Consider the following 300-nt stretch of genomic DNA (forward strand, 5'->3'; position numbering starts at 1 on the left):
TGAAATGGAGCGAGCACGGGGCGCCCACTTAAACTTTCCGAAACGTCATTTCCCTAGCATTCTCAGCACCTGTCCTGCGTTGGAGTTTGAGATGGCGGAGCAGTTGGCGTGAAGGCCTTACTGCGCATATTCCGGCCTTCCCGGAAATTGGCAATCATCATCGGCGGAGTCGCGCTTCTGGCGGGCGTTTCCGGCGGCGCGGCGCTGTATGTCGGCAAGGACAGGCTGATCGGTGCAACTGGTGGTGGCTACGGGCTCGAATGCAGTGACGTCAACCTGGTGACGATCCGCAAGCAGTAC

The 300-nt window shown here is 59.0% G+C and carries 1 pseudogene; it reads left to right on the forward strand.

Annotated elements, in window-relative coordinates:
• Window positions 1–108 precede the first annotated feature (108 nt).
• Window positions 109–300, forward strand: a pseudogene (locus tag EOD29_RS31175) (YdgA family protein); the annotation flags it as partial.

Source organism: Mesorhizobium sp. M1A.T.Ca.IN.004.03.1.1, from assembly GCF_003997555.1.
Classification (GTDB): Bacteria; Pseudomonadota; Alphaproteobacteria; order Rhizobiales; family Rhizobiaceae; genus Mesorhizobium.